Source organism: Psychrobacter maritimus (assembly GCF_904846345.1).
GTDB classification, from domain to species: Bacteria; Pseudomonadota; Gammaproteobacteria; order Pseudomonadales; family Moraxellaceae; genus Psychrobacter; species Psychrobacter maritimus.
In genome coordinates, this window is record NZ_CAJHAJ010000002.1 from 554,185 (window position 1) to 576,068 (window position 21,884).

Below are 21,884 nucleotides of genomic sequence, written 5' to 3' on the forward strand. Positions count from 1 at the left end.
GCACTTACAAATAAAACAGGCGTAAAAAAACTACTTAGGCTGTCCGACAATTATCACCATTTAGTTTAATACAGGTTTGACAGCTTATTAAGTAGCACGCTTTATCAAAAGGAGTTTGATATGAGTTTTAAAATTGAAAAAATCCATCATGTAGCCTATCGCTGCAAGGATGCTAAAGAAACCGTTGAATGGTATAAAAAATACCTCAATATGGATTTCATCTTAGCATTTGCTGAAGACCACGTACCTTCGACCAAAGCTTTTGACCCTTATATGCATGTGTTTTTAGATGCCGGTAATGGCAATGTCTTGGCGTTTTTTGAAGTGCCCAATCAACCGGAAATGGGCTTTGACCCCAATACGCCAAACTGGGTACAACATTTAGCCATGAAAGTAAAAGACCGTGATGCCTTAATGGCCGCAAAAAAGCATTTAGAAGAGAATGGTATTGACGTGGTCGGCGTGACCAATCACGGTATCTTCCATTCTATCTATTTCTTTGATCCTAACGGCCATCGTATGGAGCTCACCTACGATGATATTACCTCAGAAGAAAAAGTCTCGATGATTACGGAAGAGATGAAGTATGAGATGTTAGAAGAATGGTCGCGTACCAAGCGTGCACCCGCTCATACTCAGTTTTTACATGCAGAGGAACTGGCGCAAGCACGAGAAGTCGCGCCTGCAGGTGAGTAATAGCGTTAATTTATTGGATGGTTAAATTTTACTTTATCAAGTAGCTAAGTTAAGTAGCGAGTCTTGGCTACGCTATTTGATAACGCTGCGCGATTGCCAGTATTTGCTCAACCACGTTATTTTGTTCACTCATCGGCAACTGCTCGGTGGTACCAATGATAGTAATGGCATATTCTAATGGCAAGTTATCAAAAGATGATTGGTTATTAGCAGATAGCTTGTCATTGGCAGTGGACTGAATAGCAGCAGTGTTGGCTGATTGAGGCACAATCACTGGAATGGTAATGGCATTAATCCCCATCAGCATATCACCGGTCACCGTAGCATAGCCTTGGGTGCGAATCTTGGCTTGCATCTGGTTAAAGTGCTGCCATTTTTCTGCGATGACTGCTTTATCCTCTATACGCCATTCCGCCTTCACCAATGGCTCGATAACGGCATCTGGCTGATAGCTGGCAAATAATTGCCCTGTCGCCGACGTTGTTAGCGGCATACGTGAACCGATACGAGTGATGATGCTGATAGGGCTATCTGGCTCAACCGATTGAATGATAATTGGACCTTCGCTAAACCATTTGGCAATTTGCACCCCGCAGTGTAGCGTGTCTTTAATTTCATTGGCGATATGCGTCAATCGCTCCAAGATATTGTTTTGATTAAACCCAGTCTGCCCCAATGCTGCCAGTGCATTAACGCGCACGCCCAGTCCATAACGACCATCACTCAGCTGCCGCGCATAATTTTTGCGAATAAGACTGACCAAATAACGATGACACTTAGCCGGATGCATTTGCACATTTTGCGCAATATCCTTTAGCATCATAGGCTCGTTGTGATTGATTAGAACGTCTAATACTGACAATCCAATTTCAAGTGACTGCACGCCACCTTGGTTTTTATTGCTAGTAGGATTGTCTGTTAGGTTTTCAGATGCGGGCATGTTTTGCTCAATCAGTGGCTTGTTCAATTGATGGCTTACTCTATTAGTTATCTACGCTATTAATGTGTTATTTATGGAAATCTTATAACAGTACTACTTATAACAATACGACTTAACATTACTCATTTGGATTATATAACATAAGCATGGTATCAATAATTATAACCACTTATGACACAAACAACCTACCATTATAAAGGGAATTGATAATGATGAAGTTATATAGCTACTTTCGTAGCGGAACATCGCATCGTACTCGTATCGCGATGAATCTTAAAGGTTTAGCGTATGAGTATATCGCGGTTAACTTGGCAAAAGATCAGCAGCTTGAGTCAGCGTTCAAAGCCATTAACCCACAAGGATTGGTGCCTGTATTGCAAGCAGATGATTTGCTGTTGTTTCAAAGCCCGGCTATTTTAGAGTGGTTAGAAGAGGTTTATCCTGAGACGCCGCTATTACCTCAAGACGCTGCCGGTCGTATGCAGGTACGTGCGCTAAGCGCCATGATTGGCTGTGATATCCATCCTATTAACAATCGCCGTATTTTGCAATATCTGCGCAATGAGCTATCGGTAGACGAGGAAGCTGTTATTAAGTGGTGTAATCGCTGGATAAGTGAGGGTTTTGCAGCGTTAGAAAAACGCTTAGCACAAGATAAAGCTCGTGGGAAATTCTGCTACGGCGATAACCCTACTTTTGCAGATTGCTATTTGATTCCGCAAGTCTCATCGGCACGGCGCTTTAAAGTAGACTTAAGTATTTATCCCAATATCGCCGAGATTGACGCACATTGTCGCACACTAAAAGCCTTTGCTGACGCCGATCCCATGGCTCAACCTGATGCAACCTGATGCAACCTGATGCACTAAGCGCTTACTGTTGACAAAAAAATAGCCTCTAAATATGAGGCTATTTTATATAGGTGATTTACTACTTATCATGCTACTCAAACGTTCACCTCACACTGCGTGATTGCACTTATCTTGACTGGCACTGCATATGCCCAAGGTGTGCCGCAGCTACAATAAAAGTAGCCATCTTTAAATGATACGATATAGGCGGTAAAATCATTACCATCATGATCCATCATCGCTTGTTCATCACTTTCATCATCAACCGCACACCATATTGGTTTATCACTACGTTTAAGTAATGCGCGGGTCAAATCGCTCCCTGTTAACTCACCATTCATATCCAGCTCCCTAACTTTCCTGTACTATCAGTAAAAACCAGTGCTTTTCTGCTAATACCTTGCATCATTGCTCGTTCCATGAGCATGACATGAGCTATACAAACATCCATTTCTGCTGAAAAATAAAATCATCAAGTTGTATTCTATTTAACAGCTACTAACCTCTTTGGATACTTTATTGTAAAACAATAGCAGCAAAACTGTAACATCGAAAGTACTTCTTGCCGATAAACGGTAGGAATATTCGGATAAACGTTAAATGAAGCTGATTAATTTTGCCAAATATCCCATTGATAACGCCTACTATCGTGCTTAGCGCTAGCTGCTCGCCTTATTTTAACAATAGTATCCATCTCCTTATAAGCGATTTTATACCCAATAACAGAGACTAAAATTAAGAAGCCAAATCAGGTAAAATAGTGGTTATGACTGCTCTTATCACACCCAGCCCTCGCAAGATTATTCACATTGACATGGATGCTTTTTATGCCAGTGTAGAACAGCGCGATTTTCCTGAGCTACGCGGCAAGCCTTTAGTCGTCGGTGGTGACCCCAATGGTCGCGGAGTGGTTGCAGCTGCCAGTTATGAGGTGCGTAAGTTTGGCGTACGCTCCGCCATGTCGTGTTATGAAGCTCGTAAACGTTGCCCCGACGTCATATTTGTCAGGCCACGCTTTGATGTCTATCGCGCGGTCAGTCAAGATATTCGCCGCATTATGCACAGTTTGACGCCGCAGGTTGAGCCATTATCGTTGGATGAGGCCTATCTTGATGTGACAGGATTAAGCGTACATCACGGCTCAGCCACACTAATGGCAAATTGGCTACGGGCGCAAATTTTAGAGCATACAGGACTCAATGCCTCTGCGGGCGTGTCCTTTAATAAAATGCTCGCCAAGATTGCCTCTGATATTAATAAACCCAATGGCACGGCGGTAATTACGCCAGCGGATGCTGAGGCGTTTATTAGCACATTGCCTATTGAGCGTTTCCATGGGATTGGCAAAGCAACAGCGAAACGCTTGCATGCGATGGGTATCAGTAAGGGTGCTGACCTACGGCTCACCCCTGCTGCCGTTCTAGTCAATGAATTTGGTAAACGTGGACAGTTTTATCATGACATCGCCCATGGCCGTGACGAACGCCCCGTTAAATCGCAGCGTACGCACAAGTCGGTTGGTTCTGAGACCACTTTTAGGGACAATTTAAGTCATGATGATGAGCTACGCCTACAAATCTATGAGCAAAATGCCGATGCTTTTGAGCAGCTACATAAAAAGCAGCTCGTCGCCTATACCATTACCCTTAAAATCAAATACGCCGATTTTACCCAAGTCACGCGTTCGCACACCTTATCCACGGCTTTTGATAGCGCCGAATCTGCCCATTACTGGCTTGATAAGCTATTTTTAGATATTCCACGTCTGCTGCCTATCCGGCTTGTCGGTGTGACTTTTTCTTCGTTAACGCCTGCCACGCAAATACTGCCGCAGCTAAATTTATTTGAATAAGTCATTAAATCTTTGCAAACAAAGCTAGTGGAAATAAAGCCATAACTTTGTCATATCTTAAGTTTTTGCTTAGGCTATTTTATTTGCCATTCATCATTTATGAACGGCTGATGCTTAGGAAACCGTTCTTTCATATCCGCATTTCTGCTACAATTGCCTCGAAACTTCTATCTATTGAAAGACCGACTATGACTGACTCTCAACCTATAAGCCCAGATATTAACCTCACTGATACGACCAATAACAATACCGACAAAAACTTCAACAACAGTACTGATAAAAACCTAAATAACGATATTAATAAGAACGATGACGTTTTGGACTATCTTAGCGTTGACGATTACGATTATGAGCTGCCAGACAGCTTAATCGCTCGTTACCCATTGGCGCAGCGTTCGGCATCAAAGTTGCTATATGTAGCTAAAAACAATCAAGAAAATACTGACAGTCAGATTTTAGACAAACAGTTTTTTGAGCTGCCCGACCTGCTAAACACGGGCGACCTAATCGTCTTTAACGACACCAAAGTCATGAAAGCGCGCTTGTTTGGGCAAAAAGATACGGGCGGTAAGATAGAGGTGCTGATTGAGCGTTTAGTTGAGCTATCAGATTTAGATGGCGCGACCTTACATTTACAAACGACAGACGGTGCAACCGTTAGCCAAGAGCATATTGCCCTTTGTCATGTTAAAGCCAGTAAAGCACCCAAACTTGGGCAACGATTGCAGATTGCCGACGGTCATATGCAGGCTGTGATGATTGGTCGCCAAGATAACTTATTTATTTTAGCTTTTGAGGCGTCTATTCTGCCTGATTTAGAGCGTTATGGTGAGCTGCCTATTCCGCCCTACTTTGAGCGCCACGCCGATGAGACTGACAATACCCGTTATCAGACGGTTTTTCATGACCCCGCCAAACTTGCCAGCGTCGCAGCACCGACCGCCAGTTTACATTTTGATGAGCTCGTGTTAGATAAGCTTGCCGCCAAAGGTATTAATACTGCTTTTGTCACCTTGCATGTTGGTGCTGGTACGTTTGCCCCGGTAAAAACAGACAACTTGCTCAATCACACCATGCATAGCGAATATGCTCACCTGCCCCAAACTACCGCTGACCTCATTAATCAAACGCATGCCAATGGTAAGCAAGTGATTGCGATTGGTACAACGGTCACACGAGTGCTTGAGACTGCGTATCAAAAAACAGCGGTCAATGGTCAAGCGCTTTCTAGCTGGGCGGGTGATACCGATATCTTTATTTATCCCGGGTTTAAGTTTGGTGTTATAGACAAACTGTTTACTAATTTTCATCTGCCAAAGTCTACGTTGCTGATGTTAGTCTCTGCATTTGCAGGCAAAGCGGCCATCGAACAAGCCTATCAACATGCTATTAATACCCAATATCGCTTTTTTAGCTATGGTGATGCCATGCTGCTTGATAAAAAGATTCAGTTGCAAGAATAAACATTAAGCAAACAATTAATGCATTGTTCACAACAGCGGTGAAATAAACTGGTAAACTAAACAGTATTTTGTTATAACAACACAGATAACTCTCACTCTAAAGGGCTGCACATGTCTTGTCACTTATCTCATCGCTTGACTACTGTACATCGCTCAGTATCAATGGCGCTGCTTTATTCAGTCGGCTATGCAGCTTTTATGTCTCATGCCCAAGCTGCCACCATTGGCAAGACAGTCATTACCTCAGCGCAGCATGAACCTTTAGCTGCCAGTATTACGGTCACTGATATTAAGACCGCTGATTTTTCGGCAAGTTTGGCGAACTCTACTATTTATCAGCAAATGGGCTTGACGCCAACTGACTCAATGACCGTCCGTTTCCAACCGACGTCAGCCACCAGTGGACACGTTCTTATCACAACGACCAAACCTGTCTCCAAACCTTTTGCAGATGTAGTGCTGTCTATTAATGATGGTACTCAGCGCAATGTTATTCCTAAAACATTACTGATGCCTCTAAATAACAGCTTGCCGATTACCCCTACTCAAAATATCGTTACAGGCGCAAAAAAGCCGAACTTACCTGAGGTTTCTACCACGAATGCGCAACCGTTAATTGTTAAAAAGGGTACGCCGCCACCATTATTATTGGCACCTACAGCCGTTACCACGCCTGCCACGCAAAGTACGACTACGGTATATTCTCCTAATAGCTTAGAGAATAGTCGCTTAGATAATGAGCGTTTGAATAATGATACTGATAAGCAGAGCAATCCTACGATGACAGCTGTCAATCATGCTAATAATCATGCAACAGGAAATCTAGATGGCAGTGCATCTGCTACTGGGCTTACGGATAATCAATTTGATATCTTGAATATCCAGATTACCCGTCAGATACAGCCTAACGTTTCAAACAATACTAGCAATGCAAATAACACAAATATGATGGCTGCCACGCCAACACCTGTTAACCCTTTGCCAACTGCTAAAAACAGTTCAGATGGTGCAGATCTCTATAGCACTACCCCATCTACCCAGATTGCTTCACAGCAAACCCTATCCTCTGGAAATCTATCTACGCTAGGTTCCAATGATAAAGGCGCTAGTATAGCTTCTGCTAATAATGACACGAGCTCTGAGTTTAACTATACAGTACAGCGTAACGATAACTTATGGATCATTGCCCAGCAAATCGCAGAGAAAAACAATCTTGATGTACAAACCGTCATGAACGAGATTCAAACACAAAACCCGAATGCCTTTATCAATAAAAACGCGGATCAGCTAAAAGCCGATGCTCAGTTAAGTTTACCCAAGTATGATGTCGTGCCATCTCAAAAAAAGCTACAGGCCGCTATCAGCGAGCAAAGAAAGCCTAATAGAAAAGCAAATACACCCATAGTTAAAAAACCTGCTGCACCGAAAGCTGCCTCTAAAATAAAAACTGAGAGTGCTAAAGCGACAAAGCGTACTGAGAAGCCGGTTATAAAGAAAACACAAACCCTGCCAACCGCTCAGTTTTCTGTTCTCGCTCCTGGCCATGATGGTAGCGCAGATGGCACTAAAACTAAGGCAGGTATGGCAACGGGCAACGGGCTTAGCACAGATGTATTAGATATTCTTAAATCATCGCGACAAAGTACCGCCGACCAAGCTCAACGTTTATCAAAGACCAACAGCATGCTTGGCAGTTATACTAAAAAACTGCAATTACAAAACCAAAAACTGGCGGAGCTACAAGCTCGTCTCGAAAAACTACGCAATCAATAATTGCCTAACCGATCAATGCACTATGCTGTGATCGTGGGCGCAGGAGTAACTATGGACAATATGCTATATATTATCGCCGGATTGGTATTTATTGTACTAATAGCGGTTTTGGTCGTGCGTAAAAATAAAGCACAAAAACCATCAGGGCAACCAATTGTAAAGGCAGGAAAAACTGCGCTTAAAGAAGCACCTAGTGAAGCCGACAGCACTAATGACAAAAAATTTAATCCTATTGAGATTGCGCAACGTTTTATGGATCAGCAGCGCTATGACAAAGCCATTGAAACGCTCAATCGCGGTCTTATTGAAAAACCTAATGATAGCCAATTATCTCTTAAGCTGCTTGCGATATATGCCACGATAGATCAATCTGATAACTTTAATAAAGTCTATGACTCTATTAAAACTCATGCTGATGCAAAAAGTATCGCTCAAGCAGATGAATTAAAAGCATTACTGACTGAAGAACAAAATCAAGCAGCCAAACATGCTCTACCAGCTGAAAATGACCAAGATGCGGGTTTTGAGAGTATCGATTTTGATATCCCTGCGGACAAAGTCGACAGTCAAAACGCCATTATTGATAACCATCTTGATGATGATGCGGTTCAACCTACTGCCTATAGAAACGACTTAGCAGACAGCTCTGACACCACTTTAGCTACTTCTCATGATTTCGATAATATCGAGCAAGATTTTGACCTGAGCCTGAATGACTTAGAAAACGATATTAACGAGCCCGCCGCTACTAGCATGACACCGGTCACTGAGCTAGATATCGCTGATGCTGAAATTTTATCTGCTTCAGCTGTTATAAGCAAAAATGATAATAGTGGCGATAGTAACGCCAGTGACTCCGATTTTGATTTTAATTTCGACTTAGCAGAGCCACAAGATATCTCTACGCAAGCGCCTACTACCACTCTATCTAATGATACGTCTAATAATACTACATTAGATGACAATGAAGACTTTGTCTTAGATTTGGCAGATTTAGAAATTGAAGCTAGCGATGATAACGTTTATGCTGATGTTGATGAAGTCACTACAGAAGCAACTCAACTAGAGCAGGAAGACCTTACTTTATCTCTCGATAATGTTGATAATATCAATGATATTGATACTTTCAATGCACCAGTTGAAGCAGAGACGGAAATACAACCATCAAGTGAAACGCCTATTCTTATTGAAGACAATTTTGATGACTTTACTTTTGAAGACAATGCAGCGCAGGAAATAAATGAAGTCCCTCATGAGACAGCAGCTCATGAGACAGTAGCTTATAACACTGCACCAACGACTGTTACGTTCGATGAAAACACCCTGATTGATGATGATTTTGACTTTGATTCTTTAACAAGTGCTCCAACAGCGACGACGCCAGTTGAGCTTGCAAGCGAAGTTGAAAACAATGTTGATAGCGGAGTTACTGCTGAGACTGAGGTTGAAACTGCCGAAGACTTCTCATCACGCTTTGCAGCTGACTTTGATTTCGTCAAAACGTTAGACAGCAATCAAGTCACCTTAGACTTAGCCGGTCAGTATGTACAGCTGGGTGAATATGATAGTGCTAAACGCTTACTCAATGAAGTCATAAGCCAAGGTACGAGCGAGCAACAAAGCCTAGCGCAAACTCTACTAGATCGCACTGCATAACAAGTAGCACCTTCTCTTATCAGTAAGTATTCTACTATCCTAAGAATACTTGCTGATTTTTTTTGCATTTAAGCTTGATACTCTCTATTATTATTCACTCTATCATTACTCATTATTTTTGCTAGAACGCGCCCTAAAACTTAGCGGCGCTTTCTGCTCTCATTTCTCTTCACTGTGCTAATACTATGCCCTCCTCTATTATGACAAAGACACGCTCCAATCTTATTCGTCTCATTTATGCTGGTGGTACTTTTGGTAGCTACGGGCGACCCTTAGCACCGTTATCGGCAGATATTTTTTTGCCGACCTTGCAACACTTACTGGCTGAGCAAAATAATGCTAATAATCTGCCTCAGGTTTCATGGCTTGATAATACTTTAATTAAAGACAGTAGCCAGCTTACCCCTAGTGACTTTGTACATTTTTATCAGCTTTTGCTATCCGCCTATGCCCAAGGCGACAGCCGGTTTGTGCTTATTACTGGTACGGATACTTTGAGTTATTTAGGCGCGTTTTTAGCAGAGGCTTTTGCTGGTAGTGATATTTGCGTGGTTATCACCGCTAGTATGCGCCCATTATTAGACAGTAACGTGTTGCACTCTTATACCATTGACGCAAATAGCGACGCCTGGGATAACCTTACCGATTCCTTAAAATTGGCGGCAGCTGGTGAATCAGGTATAAAGATTGGTTTTGGCGGCGAGTCTTGGCCAGCGCAGACAGTACAAAAAATTCATAGCCACGATTTGATGGCATTTACCGGTCACTCTCGAGCGGCCTATCCTGCCAATAGTTATATCAAAAGCTTACCAGATACCCGCCGCCAGCACTGGCTAGATGATCAGCAAGAATTGGTCGACTTTATTGAAGCTCGGGCTAAGCAAGCACGTATTCATGCCTTATATTGCCTGCCGAACGACACTGAGGTAATGAGCAATCAGCTACAGGCATTATTATCACTGCCGCCTTGTGGGATTATTTTATTAGGTTTCGGCGCAGGCAACGTTCCTTATTCGCCGGCGCTAGCAGAAGCACTAGAACTTGCTTATAAAAACGGCCACATGGTGGTATGCGCTAGCCAGTCTCCATTTGGCGGGGTCAGTGAGAGCTATGCTGCCGGTAGTTGGCAATACGATTATCATGTAATTAGTGGCGGACGTTTAACGATTCCCGCTATTTATGCACGGCTGTTATGGCTTTTACTGCGTTATGATAGTCCGGCAAGACGCCGTCAGCGCTGGCTCAACAATGTCAATCAGCCAAGTACCACTATCAAAAAACGTTAGACTAGCGTTGAATATGCGTACTTTATAAGCGCTAATCCTAGAATATAAGCGCCAATACTAGAACGTCCAATACTAAAATATCCAATACTATAATGCCCAATAACACCCATGTCCGAGATTAACATGTCCGAGATTAACAGCATCGAAGCTAAAGCTCCCCCAACCTATACATTAGCCATCGCCATTGAGTTTTTGGGTACGCACTATCATGGTTGGCAGCGACAACGAGAAGTATTGGGTGTACAGGAAGCGTTAGAGACAGCTATCGGTAAAGTCGCGAATGAGACGGTAGAGGTCGTCGCGGCTGGTCGTACCGATGCAAGCGTGCATGCCAGCAATATGATTGCCCATTTTACCACTCATGCCTATCGTCACCCTCATAACTGGCTGCGCGGCGTCAACAGCTTATTGCCCGATGACATCGCCCTACGCTGGATACAGCCGATGCCTGACGACTTTCATGCCCGTTTTGGGGCTATTGCCCGTCGTTATCGTTATATCACTCTCAATCAAGCCCAGCGACCTGCTATTTTAAATCACCAAGTGACTCATATCTATGAGCCGCTGGATTTAGCAGCGATGCAAGTAGCGGCGGCTGATATCGTTGGTACTCACGATTTTAGCAGCTATCGTGCCGCTGCCTGTCAGTCTAATCAGCCCGTCCGCTCAGTCAGTCATGCAAGACTCTTTGCCCACGGTCAATTTATTGTTTTTGACATTCAAGCAGACGGATTTTTGCATCATATGGTACGTAACCTCATGGGCACTTTATATGCCATTGGTCGACACGAATTGCCGCCAGAAGCATTTTTGGATATTTTAGCCAAAAAAGATCGTACGATTGCGCCGCCGACAGCTTCTGGTGATGGCTTGTATTTTATTAACGCCTATTATCCTAAGCGTTTTCAACAATTACTGCCAAATGCGCCTTTAACGCCTATTTGGCTCAACCTACCCGATTAAGCTAATATAAGCGGGCATAGTGCTTATCTACTACAGCCCCTCGTTAAAAGATAACATACATATCACTTACAGGCTGTCAAGCAAAAATCAGGTTCCGTATTGCTTTAATCCGCTAAGTTACGTATAATATGGGCTTATTTTTAATTGATTGATACAAATTATGGCAAAAGACGATATTATTGAATTTGAAGGCGAAGTCATTGACACCCTTCCAAATACATTGTTTAAAGTTCGTTTAGAAAACGGACACGAAATCATTGCGCACATCTCAGGTAAGATGCGCAAACATTACATTCGCATTTTGACTGGCGATAAAGTTAAGGTTGAGATGACGCCTTACGATTTATCAAAAGGTCGTATTACTTACCGTGGTAAAAACTAAATTCTTATTGGCTAAAATGGTTATAACAGCATTAATATAAATGCTTGAGAGGTTTAACTGATAATAATAATGATACTGCTAGCCTACTCATTATTGCCTATCATATTTTAGTCTATTAATATTGTTTTTTGCTTTTACCATAAAAAATACCGCTACTTTTAGCGGTATTTTTTTGTCTTCATTTTAAGATTAAAAATTTAAGGTTTAATCATTTTTTTAAAATAACTTTTGAAGAACCACTTTCAAATAACAACCTATAAACATAGTGAATTCACTTTGCAACCGATACAGTGCGACTGCGATGAATGTTTCGTAGCCTCTTCGTAGTCTTTGTGATAACAGCAAGCAAGGAAAATTTATACCAGTCGCATGTAACTATTAGCGTATCTAGCGCATCGATTTTATTGCTAACCAATATAGTCATGACTTATTTAAACTCAACGGTTGCGCCGTTTTGAATCACCCCTAGCAGTGCAAGCGCGTCCCAGTTAGTCAAGCGTATACAGCCTGCTGATGCTTGACGGCTGATACGCGCAGGATCTGGTGAACCATGAATACCGTATGAAGGCTTACTCAGTCCTATCCATACCAGCCCGACTGGATTATTAGGACCTGGTGGAATGATAGCTTTGCTACCATCATTGCCTGTGTAGGTATAATTGGGCTCATGTACCTTTACTTCTACCGTATGCGTCCCTGTTGGCGATGGCGTTGCTGTGCTGCCTACCGTAGTCGGATAGCTGGCTATTAAGTTATCTTTAGCATCATAAGCGTATAGCGTTTCGGTGGCTTTATCAGCGACGACTCGGCTCACAGGCTTGGTATTAGGATTGCCAGGGTTATAAACAGTGATGGTTTCACCAGCGATAAATTTAGCGGTAGGATTGAGCGTTTTAAGATATTTTTCACTAATATGAAACTTTTCTGCCAAGCCTTCCGTCACGCTTTCATAATACATACCATCGAGCTTAGCCTTGGCTTCTGCGCCTGCGGGAATGCTCGTGGTTTTAATATTAACATCCGCCTCACTCAGCTGATAACTGACCAATACTGGCTGTGTCATCAGTTTTTCATTTTTGGTTAATGCTTGCCAAGTCTCATTATTCAAATCATTGGTTACGGTCAAGCCATTGGCTTTTTGAAAAGCTTGCATGGCCTTGATGGTGTTTTTACCCCAATAGCCATCTACCGGACCAACGCCATTTTGGTTCCAGTTCAACAAAGCTTGTAGCTTGGTACCGACATTACGATCAATTTTAGTGCCTTCCTTCCAAGTAGCGGCATTTATCTTTTGCGCAACTGCTGGCAGGTTTTCTGTCGTATATTTAATGGTCGGTAAAAACTTATTCAACGATACGGCAGCTCTACTGTTACCCGCAACTTTTTGGCTTACACCATTAGTCACTGGGCTGATATCTTTGGCATTGTTAGCAGCAGCTTCTTTACTGACAGTGTTGGACGCTGCATTACTGGTAACGGTTTCATTGGTAGCGGCGTTGCTTGTCGCATTTGCACTATTATCATTAGTAGCATTAGTATTATTGTCATTAGTAGCAGCAAAGCTTTGGCCCATCAACAAAAATGTCGATAAACCAAGGGCTGCCAGTGCGCTGCTAATTTTGGTTAATTGGTACATGTAAAACTCCTAGAGTAGTTATTGTTATTAATATTGTTTTTTATTAGAAATTTAATGATAAAAACTCACTATTAAGACGTTTGTTTTGAGTGATTTTTAATGTCTTAATAAAATATTTCTTTCGTAGAAAAACTAAGGTTAATAAATAGCGCTTATTTTAATGACTTAGTATTTTAATAACTTAGTAAGCTCGCCTATAGTGACATATTAGCCTGTCAGCATATAACAGCTTTATGTTAATAAAGGCCTTATCCTACGGCATCTGTGTTAAAAAAAGTCCTTTTTTGCGACCAGCTTATTGAGTGTGTTACGGTGAATAAATCTTTTAAATAGGCATAAAAAAACCCATAACTTGCTAAGCAAATTATGGGCTTCTCGCTATAAGGATTTCTAATTATCATGCTTTCTAGTTTTTAATTTTCCTAGCTATTAAGGCTTCTAGTTAACAATATTTGAAAAATCCGCTTATATTAAAGCTGCATTACTAAACCAATTTTGCCAGTACCGCCTGCCCCATTTCTTGACAACCTACTTGTTTGAGTCCTGTCTCACTACGATCGAGGATATCAATGGTACGTAAACCATCGTCAAGTACGTCACTGACCGCTTGCTCAATCGCTTGCGCGGCAGCTTCTTGTTTAAAGGTATAACGCAGCATCATTGCCACAGATAAAATGGTCGCCAATGGATTGGCCTTATCTTGACCAGCGATATCAGGGGCTGAACCATGGCAAGGCTCATACATGCCTTTACCCGCCTCATCGAGGCTCGCCGATGGCAGCATACCGATAGAACCGGTCAGCATCGCCGCTTCATCAGATAAGATATCACCAAACATATTGCCGGTGACCATCACATCAAACTGCTTAGGGTCTTTAATCAGCTGCATACAAGCATTGTCAGCATACATATGCGATAACGCCACATCGTTATAATCCGCTTGCTGCATCTCAATCATCGTCTGCTTCCACAGCTCAGTGACTTCTAAAACATTGGCTTTATCTATTGAGCAAACCTTAGCTGGCGTACCTGCTGCTTGTGCACGAGTTTTCGCCAATTCAAAAGCGACTTTACCGATACGTTGAATTTCACTGGTGCTATAAACCATGGTGTTATAGCCTTGCTGCTCACCATTCGCTAAGGTACGAATACCGCGCGGCTCACCGAAATAAATACCACCGGTTAATTCACGTACAATCAGCAAGTCTAGACCCGAGATAATCTCAGGCTTGATGCTTGAAGCATTAACAAGCTGCGGATAAAGTTTGGCTACGCGCAGATTGGCAAATAAACCAAGCTCACTACGAATTTTAAGTAAGCCACGCTCAGGACGTTTGCTACGCTCAATACCATCCCACTTAGGACCGCCAACTGCACCCAATAACACCGCATCTGCTGCGCGCGCACGTTGTAGCGTTTCTTCGGGCAATGGTTCACCCGTGGCATCAAACGCCACACCACCGATTAATCCAGATTCAAGGGTTAAGCCTAATTCAAACTTATTATTGACAGCATTAAGCACATCAACGGCTTGAGTCATGATTTCAGGGCCAATGCCATCGCCTGCTAATGTTAAAATCGTTGCCATACTGATCCTTGTGAGTAAATAGTTAAGTAAATATTCTTTATGGAATTGATGTTTATGCTACTAATACTTAAGGTATTGCTATTTAGGGTACTGCTGACAAGCTTATGAGAGCCTGTTAAAAAATGACTTCTTGTGCAATGCCTTACACAAGAAGTCAGGGTCTATCTGTTTAAATAAGTTCCTTTAAATAAACTTCTTTAAATAAGCTTCGATGTAAACGCCTTTTTATAAAACTTTGGCTTTTACTTTATTTTTTTGCTAGTGGCTTTGATGGCGACTGAGTAGGTTCAGCTTTAACAACACGAGTTTCTACAAACTCTCCTTGATGCTCAGCCCCTATCTCTTTGCAAAAGCGGCGCTGGACACTATTCCCTTGATATAGCTCAACACATAATGGCTCTGGCGAAGCGCTATCAAGCAAACTGCCTGAGTTGTTGCTAGACTTCTTTTGATAAGCGCGCAGCTGATAGGTTCCTGCCTCAGAAAAATCGTGAATCATCGCGAAACGCTCGACATAGCCCACGTTATTTTCTGGATAAAAATTGACTTGTACCTCACGTTTGCCAGGCTGTACTCGCGCATAATAATTGGTTAGGCCAGGCATAGCAGATGCTGACAAGGGTACAATTTTTATCGCTTTTTTATGAGTAAGCGGCGTCATATCCATCGCCATTGGCGCTTGTCCATGCTTATTACCAGTACGGCTCTTACCGTTTGCATTCACCGCTTGCATCGCAACCAGCATGGTAGGATTAAGAGGCTCATGAGTATCACTACCTATAATGCGCGTCTGATCAATGCGGGCAATTTCGCAATGATAAGTACCGACACAGGCAATATTTACTTCACCGGCGACAGGGGTTATTTTCCCAGTCCATACTTTGGCATTTTCTGCCGAGTCTATTTGTTGATAACCCGTCAATACCTGACAGCCAGATAATAATAAACTTGCGGCAATAGCCGTACTTGTCCATACAACAAAGCGTGTTTTATTCATAATGGTGGCTACTATTTATGAGGTAGAAATTACGATAAGGTAAAAATACATTATCATTCATTTTAGCCACTTAATTACCATAACTCAACGCTGTATTAGCGTTGAGCACTTTTATATGTTGAATAATATTTTCTACTAAAAAAATTTTATCAGTCCTTTGAATACTAAGGACTATTCTCTAATAGCTATGCTCTAACGTCGTTAAATATCCAAGGCGTTTTTTGCATCATTTTATGCTCATAGTCTTTAATCGCATCGCTTTGCTGCAAAGTCAGACCAATATCATCAAGACCATTGAGCAAGCAATGCTTACGAAACTCATCGACCTCAAAAGCATACTCTTCACCGCTTGGGGTAATAACCACTTGACGCTCAAGGTCGGCGGTCAACTCATAGCCTTCATTGGCAAGCGTTGCTTTCATCAAGGTATCAACGATGGCTTCATCCAAGACAATTGGCAGCATGCCATTTTTAAAGCAGTTATTATAAAAGATATCGGCAAAGCTTGGTGCAATGATAGTACGAAAGCCGTATTCTGAAAGCGCCCAAGGTGCATGTTCACGGCTCGAGCCACAACCAAAGTTTCTACGTGCCAGCAATATAGTGGCGCCTTGATAACGTGGCTGATTCAAGACAAAATCTGGGTTAATCACGCGGGTGCTGTTATCTTGACCCGGATAACCTTCGTCAAGGTAACGCCAATCATCAAATAAATTGACGCCAAAGCCAGTACGTTTAATGGATTTTAAAAATTGTTTGGCGATAATTTGGTCAGTATCGACGTTTGCGCGATCGAGCGGACAAACGATACCGGTTTGGGTGTTATAAGCTTGCATAAGATTTCCTATCAAATAAATTTATTATCGATAAATAAAGCACATGGTCAAAGATTAAAACGTGCGCACATCGACAAAGTGACCAGCCAAAGCTGCTGCTGCTGCCATCGCTGGGCTGACCAAATGCGTGCGACCGCCATTACCCTGACGACCCTCAAAGTTACGGTTAGACGTTGAGGCACAATGCTCTTGCGGCTCAAGCTTATCGGCATTCATCGCCAAACACATAGAGCAGCCCGGCTCGCGCCACTCAAAACCCGCTTCCGTAAACAAAGCATCTAAGCCTTCTGCTTCCGCCTGCAATTTCACTTGACCAGAACCTGCGACAACAATGGCTTCTTTAATATTATCGGCAACTTTACGACCTTTAATCACTGCTGCTGCATCACGTAAATCTTCAATACGTGAATTGGTACACGAACCAATAAAAATACGGTCAAGCTGGATATCGGTAATTTTTTGCCCAGCTTCTAAACCCATATAAGTATAAGCGCGTAACCAGCCCTCTTCTTGCGCTTCATCAGCCGCTTGGTCAGGGGTTGGTACCGACTGAGTGATATCAACGACCATTTCAGGTGAGGTGCCCCAAGAAACTTGCGGTGCTATCTCGCTACCATCAATCTCAACCACGGTATCAAATACGGCATCATCATCTGAGTACAAGGTGCGCCAATAAGCTTCCGCTTGCTCCCACTGCTCCTCAGTCGGTGCATAAGGACGGCCTTTCACATATTCAATGGTCGTATCATCGACAGCAACCATGCCGACGCGTGCACCCGCTTCAATTGCCATATTACAGACGGTCATACGACCTTCCATGCTCATGTCTTCAAATACTTGGCCGGCAAACTCAATCGCATGCCCCGTCCCGCCAGCGGTACCGATTTTAGCAATGATAGCAAGCACCACGTCTTTTGACGTCACGCCAGCGCCAAGCTTACCGGTGACCCGGATTTGCATATTTTTTGATTTCTTTTGAATCAAACACTGAGTCGCCAACACATGCTCAACTTCTGAGGTGCCGATACCGTGTGCCAAACAGCCAAGTGCACCATGGGTGGCGGTATGTGAATCACCACAAACAACCGTCATACCAGGCAAGACTAAGCCTTGCTCAGGACCGACCACGTGCAAGATACCTTGACGCGCATCATTAATGGTAAATTCAGCGATATCAAACTTGGCACAGTTTTCATCCAAGGTTAGTACTTGTAAGCGCGATACTTTGTCTTTGATACCAGCCACGCCTTCTGAGCGCTCTTTAGTCACTGTCGGTACATTATGGTCAGGGCTTGCGATATTAGCCGACAGACGCCACGGCGCACGATTGGCAAGCTCTAAGCCTTCAAATGCTTGCGGGCTTGTCACTTCGTGTAGCAAATGGCGGTCGATATAAATCAGGCTCGAACCATCATCGCGCTTGGTGACTTCGTGAGCATTCCAAAGTTTGTCATATAACGTTTGACCGGCCATGTTGCTATCCTTTTTTAGTTGCTAATTTCTGAATGACTGCTTTAATAATGAGTGAGTGCCAAAATCTTTTTGTCTACTGACGCATTTTAATTTAATACTTGGTTACTACCTGTTTATTGTTACTACCTGTTTATTCATTTATGTTTTATATAGCCTGATTAAGACGTTATAGGCACAAAGAATAAACACAGGTATTTTATAATATTTATCATTTATTGCAGTAATGGCTACTCAAAATACGCCATATACTGCCAATCATGACGTTGACAGAATAAATATGTGACAATACGTCTAGATGTCTTGTGATTATAGCAGGCTAATCCTATAATAATAATTGATGATTTTTGCATAGTCACAAACTTTTATTTCTAATTCATTATGATTAGGCTAGCCAACTTTTATTTATAGCTCGTTATGTAGCTAAGGACATCGGTGTGAATACCACAAATTTGACGACATTTGTCACTGTTATGAAGACAGGCAGCATCTCAGGTGCAGCAGAAAAGCTATTTATTACTCAGCCTGCGGTCAGTAAGCGCATCAAAAATTTAGAAGATGAGTTTAATATCACCCTATTTGACACGGTTGGTCGCGGCATTGTACCGACGCAAGCCGCCAGTGAAATGCTGCCTCATGCCAAACGCTGGCTTGAAGATTATGAAAACTTTAAAATTAATCTACAGCATTCGCAGCATATTGTGTCCGGTAAGCTCGTTATCGGTACCAGCCATCATATCGGCTTGCATCACCTAGCCCCTGTGCTTAAGCATTTTATCCAAGCTTATCCTGCCGTACAACTAGAAGTGCATTTTGTCGATTCAGAAACTGCTCATAAAGCGGTGCTCGATGGCGATTTATCATTGGCATTTTTAACGCTGCCGCCCGTCTATGATAAGCGTTTGACCTATCATACCTTATGGTCAGATCCGCTCTACTTTATGACCGGCACTTTATCGCCTTTAGCGACCAAATCCAATGTAACGCTCGAGCAATTGGCGCGCTATCCTGCAATCTTGCCATCTGCCAATACCTTTACCAGTCAGATTACCTTGGCGGAATTTGCTAAGCACAATCTAAAACCTTACGCCACTATGAGCACCAACCCGCTTGAGTCTATTCGGATGTTGGTTTCTGTTGGGCTTGGCTGGTCGGTATTACCACAAACGATGGTCAGTCAGGATTTAGAACGTATTGATATGGCAGATAATATCGAATTGCAACGTTATTTGGGCGTGGTCATCAATCCAAAACTAACACAATCAAGCAGCGTGACGGCATTATTAGAATTGCTAGCGCCCATTGAATAGAGATTAGGTAGACTCTTTATGAATATTGGCTAAAAGAACTGCGTTATTTAGCAAAATAGCGCATTCGCATTTGTGCCACTCATACGTTATAATACATTTGACGTTGTTTAGATAACATAAATTTACCTTAAGCACACTGATAGTCATATATTGAACACTTCTAGTAATATATGATAGTAAGCAGTAGGTTTAGTGGTTTTAAATGATTGGTTATATAAACGACTGAGATTTATACATGATAAGCAGATGCGAGCGATGAAATTATAAAATTAACAGATGAATTTGCCGTTTGCGTTGAATCATGACTTTATAGATAGCAGTCCTAGAACAGCATCAATCATATAAAACTAACAGAAGATTTTGAATAAAAGCCATTATGTCCTACTTAATGGCTTTTTTCGTCTTTAGATTCTTTCATCTTAAGACATTGTTTTCGAGCAGCGTCTTGTAAGACCTAATTTTTATCATTCAAAATAATGACAGCCAATTATGTTGGTTAAGGACAGTTTATATGAACGGAGTTTCTAGTGGCGTGATGATATCACTTGGCGCCTATTTCTTAGTGATGATTGGGATTGGCATTTATGCTTATTTTAAGCAAGCCAATGATACTGAAGGCTATATGCTTGGTGGTCGTAGTTTAGGCCCTGCAGTCACTGCCTTATCAGCAGGCGCATCGGACATGTCGGGCTGGTTACTACTTGGTTTGCCAGGTGCTATGTACGCTGACGGTGTCGTCAGTGCATGGATTGCCATTGGTTTAACCTTGGGTGCTTTTCTAAACTATCTTATCGTGGCGCCGCGCCTTCGTGTTTATACCGAAGTCGCTGATAACGCCATCACTTTACCGGATTATTTTGCCAACCGCTTTGAAGACAAGTCGCATTTGCTACGTGTCATCTCTGCCGTGGTTATTATCTTATTCTTTACCGTTTATACCGCTGCCAGTTTAGTCGGTGGTGGTAAACTTTTCGAAAGCTCGTTAAATCTTTCTTATAGTACAGGTCTATGGGTAACCGCAGGTGTCGTCGTTGCTTATACGCTATTTGGTGGTTTCTTAGCGGTATCGATGACTGACTTTGTACAGGGTATCATCATGCTGTTTGCCATGGTGATTGTGCCTATTGTCGCCTTGACCGACCTTGGTGGTGTGTCGGCAACGACCAATGCTATTAGAGCCATTGACCCTAGTATGCTAGATATCACTAGCGGGATGACGGTACTGGGAATTGTATCGCTACTCGCTTGGGGGCTTGGTTATTTTGGTCAGCCGCATATTATCGTCCGTTTTATGGCCATTCGCTCAGTAAAAGATATCCCCACTGCCCGTAATATCGGTATGAGCTGGATGATTATCAGCCTTATCGGTGCTTGTGTGACAGGTATCGCTGGTCGCGCCTATGTACAAAAAACGGCAATGACATTAGACGACCCTGAAACCATCTTTTTGGTCTTTACCCAGTTCTTGTTCCATCCACTGGTATCGGGTTTCTTATTAGCCGCCATTCTAGCCGCTATTATGAGTACGATTTCCTCTCAACTACTCGTGGTATCAAGCTCATTGACTAAGGATGTTTATAAGCTATTCTTTGATAGAGATGCGCCAGAAGCGCGTCAAGTATTGGTTGGTCGACTCTCAGTTGTCGTGGTTGCTGTAGTCGCAATTCTACTTGCTTCGAACCCAGAAAGTTCTGTACTCAGCTTAGTATCTAACGCTTGGGCAGGATTTGGTGCAGCATTTGGACCACTGGTTATTTTCAGCCTCACATGGCGTCGTATGAACCGTAACGGTGCCGTTGCTGGTATGGTGGTCGGTGCATTGACTGTTATCTTATGGGTTTACGGTCCTTTCCAGATGAATGGTGTGCCATTAAATAGCTGGTTATACGCTATCGTACCAGGCTTTATCTTAAGTACCATCGCTATTTTTGCCGTGAGTATCATGACTGGTGGTCCAAGACCTTCAGTATCGGCAAAATTTGAAGAGATGGAAATGAACTTAGATAAATAAGTAGTTTTTATTCATTATTGTATGACAAAGAAAAACCTCGCTAATTGTGAACCGACCCCCATAAGTTGGACACAACTTATGGGGGTATTTTTATGCGTTACGATCTAGACTTTAAGATGCAAGTCATCGCATACTATCGGCAAGGACATACCGGACTTGCCACAAGTGAGAAGT

Annotated in this window: 18 protein-coding genes; 11 read left to right on the top strand and 7 right to left on the bottom strand. The window is 42.6% G+C overall.

What is annotated here, in order from left to right:
• Positions 1-120 precede the first annotated feature (120 nt).
• Positions 121-696, top strand: a complete 576-nt coding sequence (locus JMX50_RS05065) for a VOC family protein (RefSeq protein ID WP_201619493.1) — start codon at positions 121-123, stop codon at positions 694-696.
• A gap of 67 nt (positions 697-763) precedes the next feature.
• Here JMX50_RS05065 and JMX50_RS05070 read toward each other — a convergent pair whose 3' ends face one another.
• On the bottom strand, positions 764-1,636 hold the full coding sequence (locus tag JMX50_RS05070; protein WP_201628668.1) for an IclR family transcriptional regulator: 873 nt from the start codon (positions 1,634-1,636) through the stop codon (positions 764-766).
• Between the two features lie 212 nt (positions 1,637-1,848).
• Between JMX50_RS05070 and maiA the strand changes: the two genes are divergently transcribed.
• Positions 1,849-2,487 carry a maleylacetoacetate isomerase gene (gene maiA, locus JMX50_RS05075; RefSeq protein WP_201628718.1) on the top strand — a complete coding sequence of 213 codons (639 nt, stop codon included), beginning with the start codon at positions 1,849-1,851 and terminating at the stop codon, positions 2,485-2,487.
• Between the two features lie 95 nt (positions 2,488-2,582).
• On the opposite strand, the gene JMX50_RS05080 is transcribed toward maiA, so the two are convergent.
• Entirely contained in the window at positions 2,583-2,828 is a 246-nt protein-coding gene (locus tag JMX50_RS05080) for a hypothetical protein (RefSeq protein WP_201565867.1), read from the bottom strand.
• A gap of 425 nt (positions 2,829-3,253) precedes the next feature.
• Here JMX50_RS05080 and dinB point away from each other — a divergent pair, with 425 nt between their 5' ends.
• The 7 genes from dinB to infA all read left to right on the top strand — a co-directional run bounded on the left by dinB (position 3,254) and on the right by infA (position 11,862).
• Complete coding sequence (gene dinB, locus JMX50_RS05085; RefSeq protein WP_201628669.1) at positions 3,254-4,339, top strand: DNA polymerase IV; 1,086 nt, start codon at positions 3,254-3,256, stop codon at positions 4,337-4,339.
• A gap of 188 nt (positions 4,340-4,527) precedes the next feature.
• Positions 4,528-5,802 carry a tRNA preQ1(34) S-adenosylmethionine ribosyltransferase-isomerase QueA gene (gene queA, locus JMX50_RS05090; protein WP_201628670.1) on the top strand — a complete coding sequence of 425 codons (1,275 nt, stop codon included), beginning with the start codon at positions 4,528-4,530 and terminating at the stop codon, positions 5,800-5,802.
• Between the two features lie 111 nt (positions 5,803-5,913).
• On the top strand, positions 5,914-7,575 hold the full coding sequence (locus JMX50_RS05095; protein ID WP_201628671.1) for a FimV family protein: 1,662 nt from the start codon (positions 5,914-5,916) through the stop codon (positions 7,573-7,575).
• A gap of 51 nt (positions 7,576-7,626) precedes the next feature.
• A complete protein-coding gene (locus JMX50_RS05100; RefSeq protein WP_201628672.1) occupies positions 7,627-9,231 on the top strand; it encodes a FimV/HubP family polar landmark protein in 1,605 nt (534 codons plus the stop codon).
• Positions 9,232-9,416: 185 nt separating this feature from the next.
• Entirely contained in the window at positions 9,417-10,517 is a 1,101-nt protein-coding gene (locus JMX50_RS05105) for an asparaginase (RefSeq protein ID WP_201628673.1), read from the top strand.
• Between the two features lie 123 nt (positions 10,518-10,640).
• Positions 10,641-11,480, top strand: a complete 840-nt coding sequence (gene truA, locus JMX50_RS05110; protein WP_201628674.1) for a tRNA pseudouridine(38-40) synthase TruA — start codon at positions 10,641-10,643, stop codon at positions 11,478-11,480.
• 160 nt (positions 11,481-11,640) lie between these two features.
• Positions 11,641-11,862 carry a translation initiation factor IF-1 gene (infA, locus tag JMX50_RS05115; RefSeq protein WP_021814850.1) on the top strand — a complete coding sequence of 74 codons (222 nt, stop codon included), beginning with the start codon at positions 11,641-11,643 and terminating at the stop codon, positions 11,860-11,862.
• A 427-nt stretch (positions 11,863-12,289) separates the two neighbouring features.
• Here infA and JMX50_RS05120 read toward each other — a convergent pair whose 3' ends face one another.
• The 5 genes from JMX50_RS05120 to leuC form a co-directional block, all read right to left on the bottom strand.
• Positions 12,290-13,498, bottom strand: a complete 1,209-nt coding sequence (locus tag JMX50_RS05120) for a L,D-transpeptidase family protein (RefSeq protein WP_201628675.1) — start codon at positions 13,496-13,498, stop codon at positions 12,290-12,292.
• 484 nt (positions 13,499-13,982) lie between these two features.
• Positions 13,983-15,086 (bottom strand): 3-isopropylmalate dehydrogenase, encoded by a 1,104-nt coding sequence (gene leuB / locus JMX50_RS05125; RefSeq protein ID WP_201628676.1) that lies wholly within the window; start codon positions 15,084-15,086, stop codon positions 13,983-13,985.
• A gap of 247 nt (positions 15,087-15,333) precedes the next feature.
• Positions 15,334-16,083, bottom strand: coding sequence for a hypothetical protein (locus JMX50_RS05130; protein ID WP_201628677.1), 750 nt, complete (start codon positions 16,081-16,083; stop codon positions 15,334-15,336).
• A gap of 185 nt (positions 16,084-16,268) precedes the next feature.
• Positions 16,269-16,919, bottom strand: coding sequence for a 3-isopropylmalate dehydratase small subunit (gene leuD / locus JMX50_RS05135; RefSeq protein WP_201564702.1), 651 nt, complete (start codon positions 16,917-16,919; stop codon positions 16,269-16,271).
• A gap of 54 nt (positions 16,920-16,973) precedes the next feature.
• Entirely contained in the window at positions 16,974-18,392 is a 1,419-nt protein-coding gene (gene leuC / locus JMX50_RS05140) for a 3-isopropylmalate dehydratase large subunit (RefSeq protein WP_201628678.1), read from the bottom strand.
• Between the two features lie 434 nt (positions 18,393-18,826).
• Between leuC and JMX50_RS05145 the strand changes: the two genes are divergently transcribed.
• Both JMX50_RS05145 and putP read left to right on the top strand, forming a co-directional pair.
• Positions 18,827-19,699, top strand: coding sequence for a LysR family transcriptional regulator (locus JMX50_RS05145; protein WP_201564708.1), 873 nt, complete (start codon positions 18,827-18,829; stop codon positions 19,697-19,699).
• 511 nt (positions 19,700-20,210) lie between these two features.
• Complete coding sequence (putP, locus tag JMX50_RS05150) at positions 20,211-21,710, top strand: sodium/proline symporter PutP (RefSeq protein ID WP_201619480.1); 1,500 nt, start codon at positions 20,211-20,213, stop codon at positions 21,708-21,710.
• Positions 21,711-21,884: the final 174 nt, after the last annotated feature.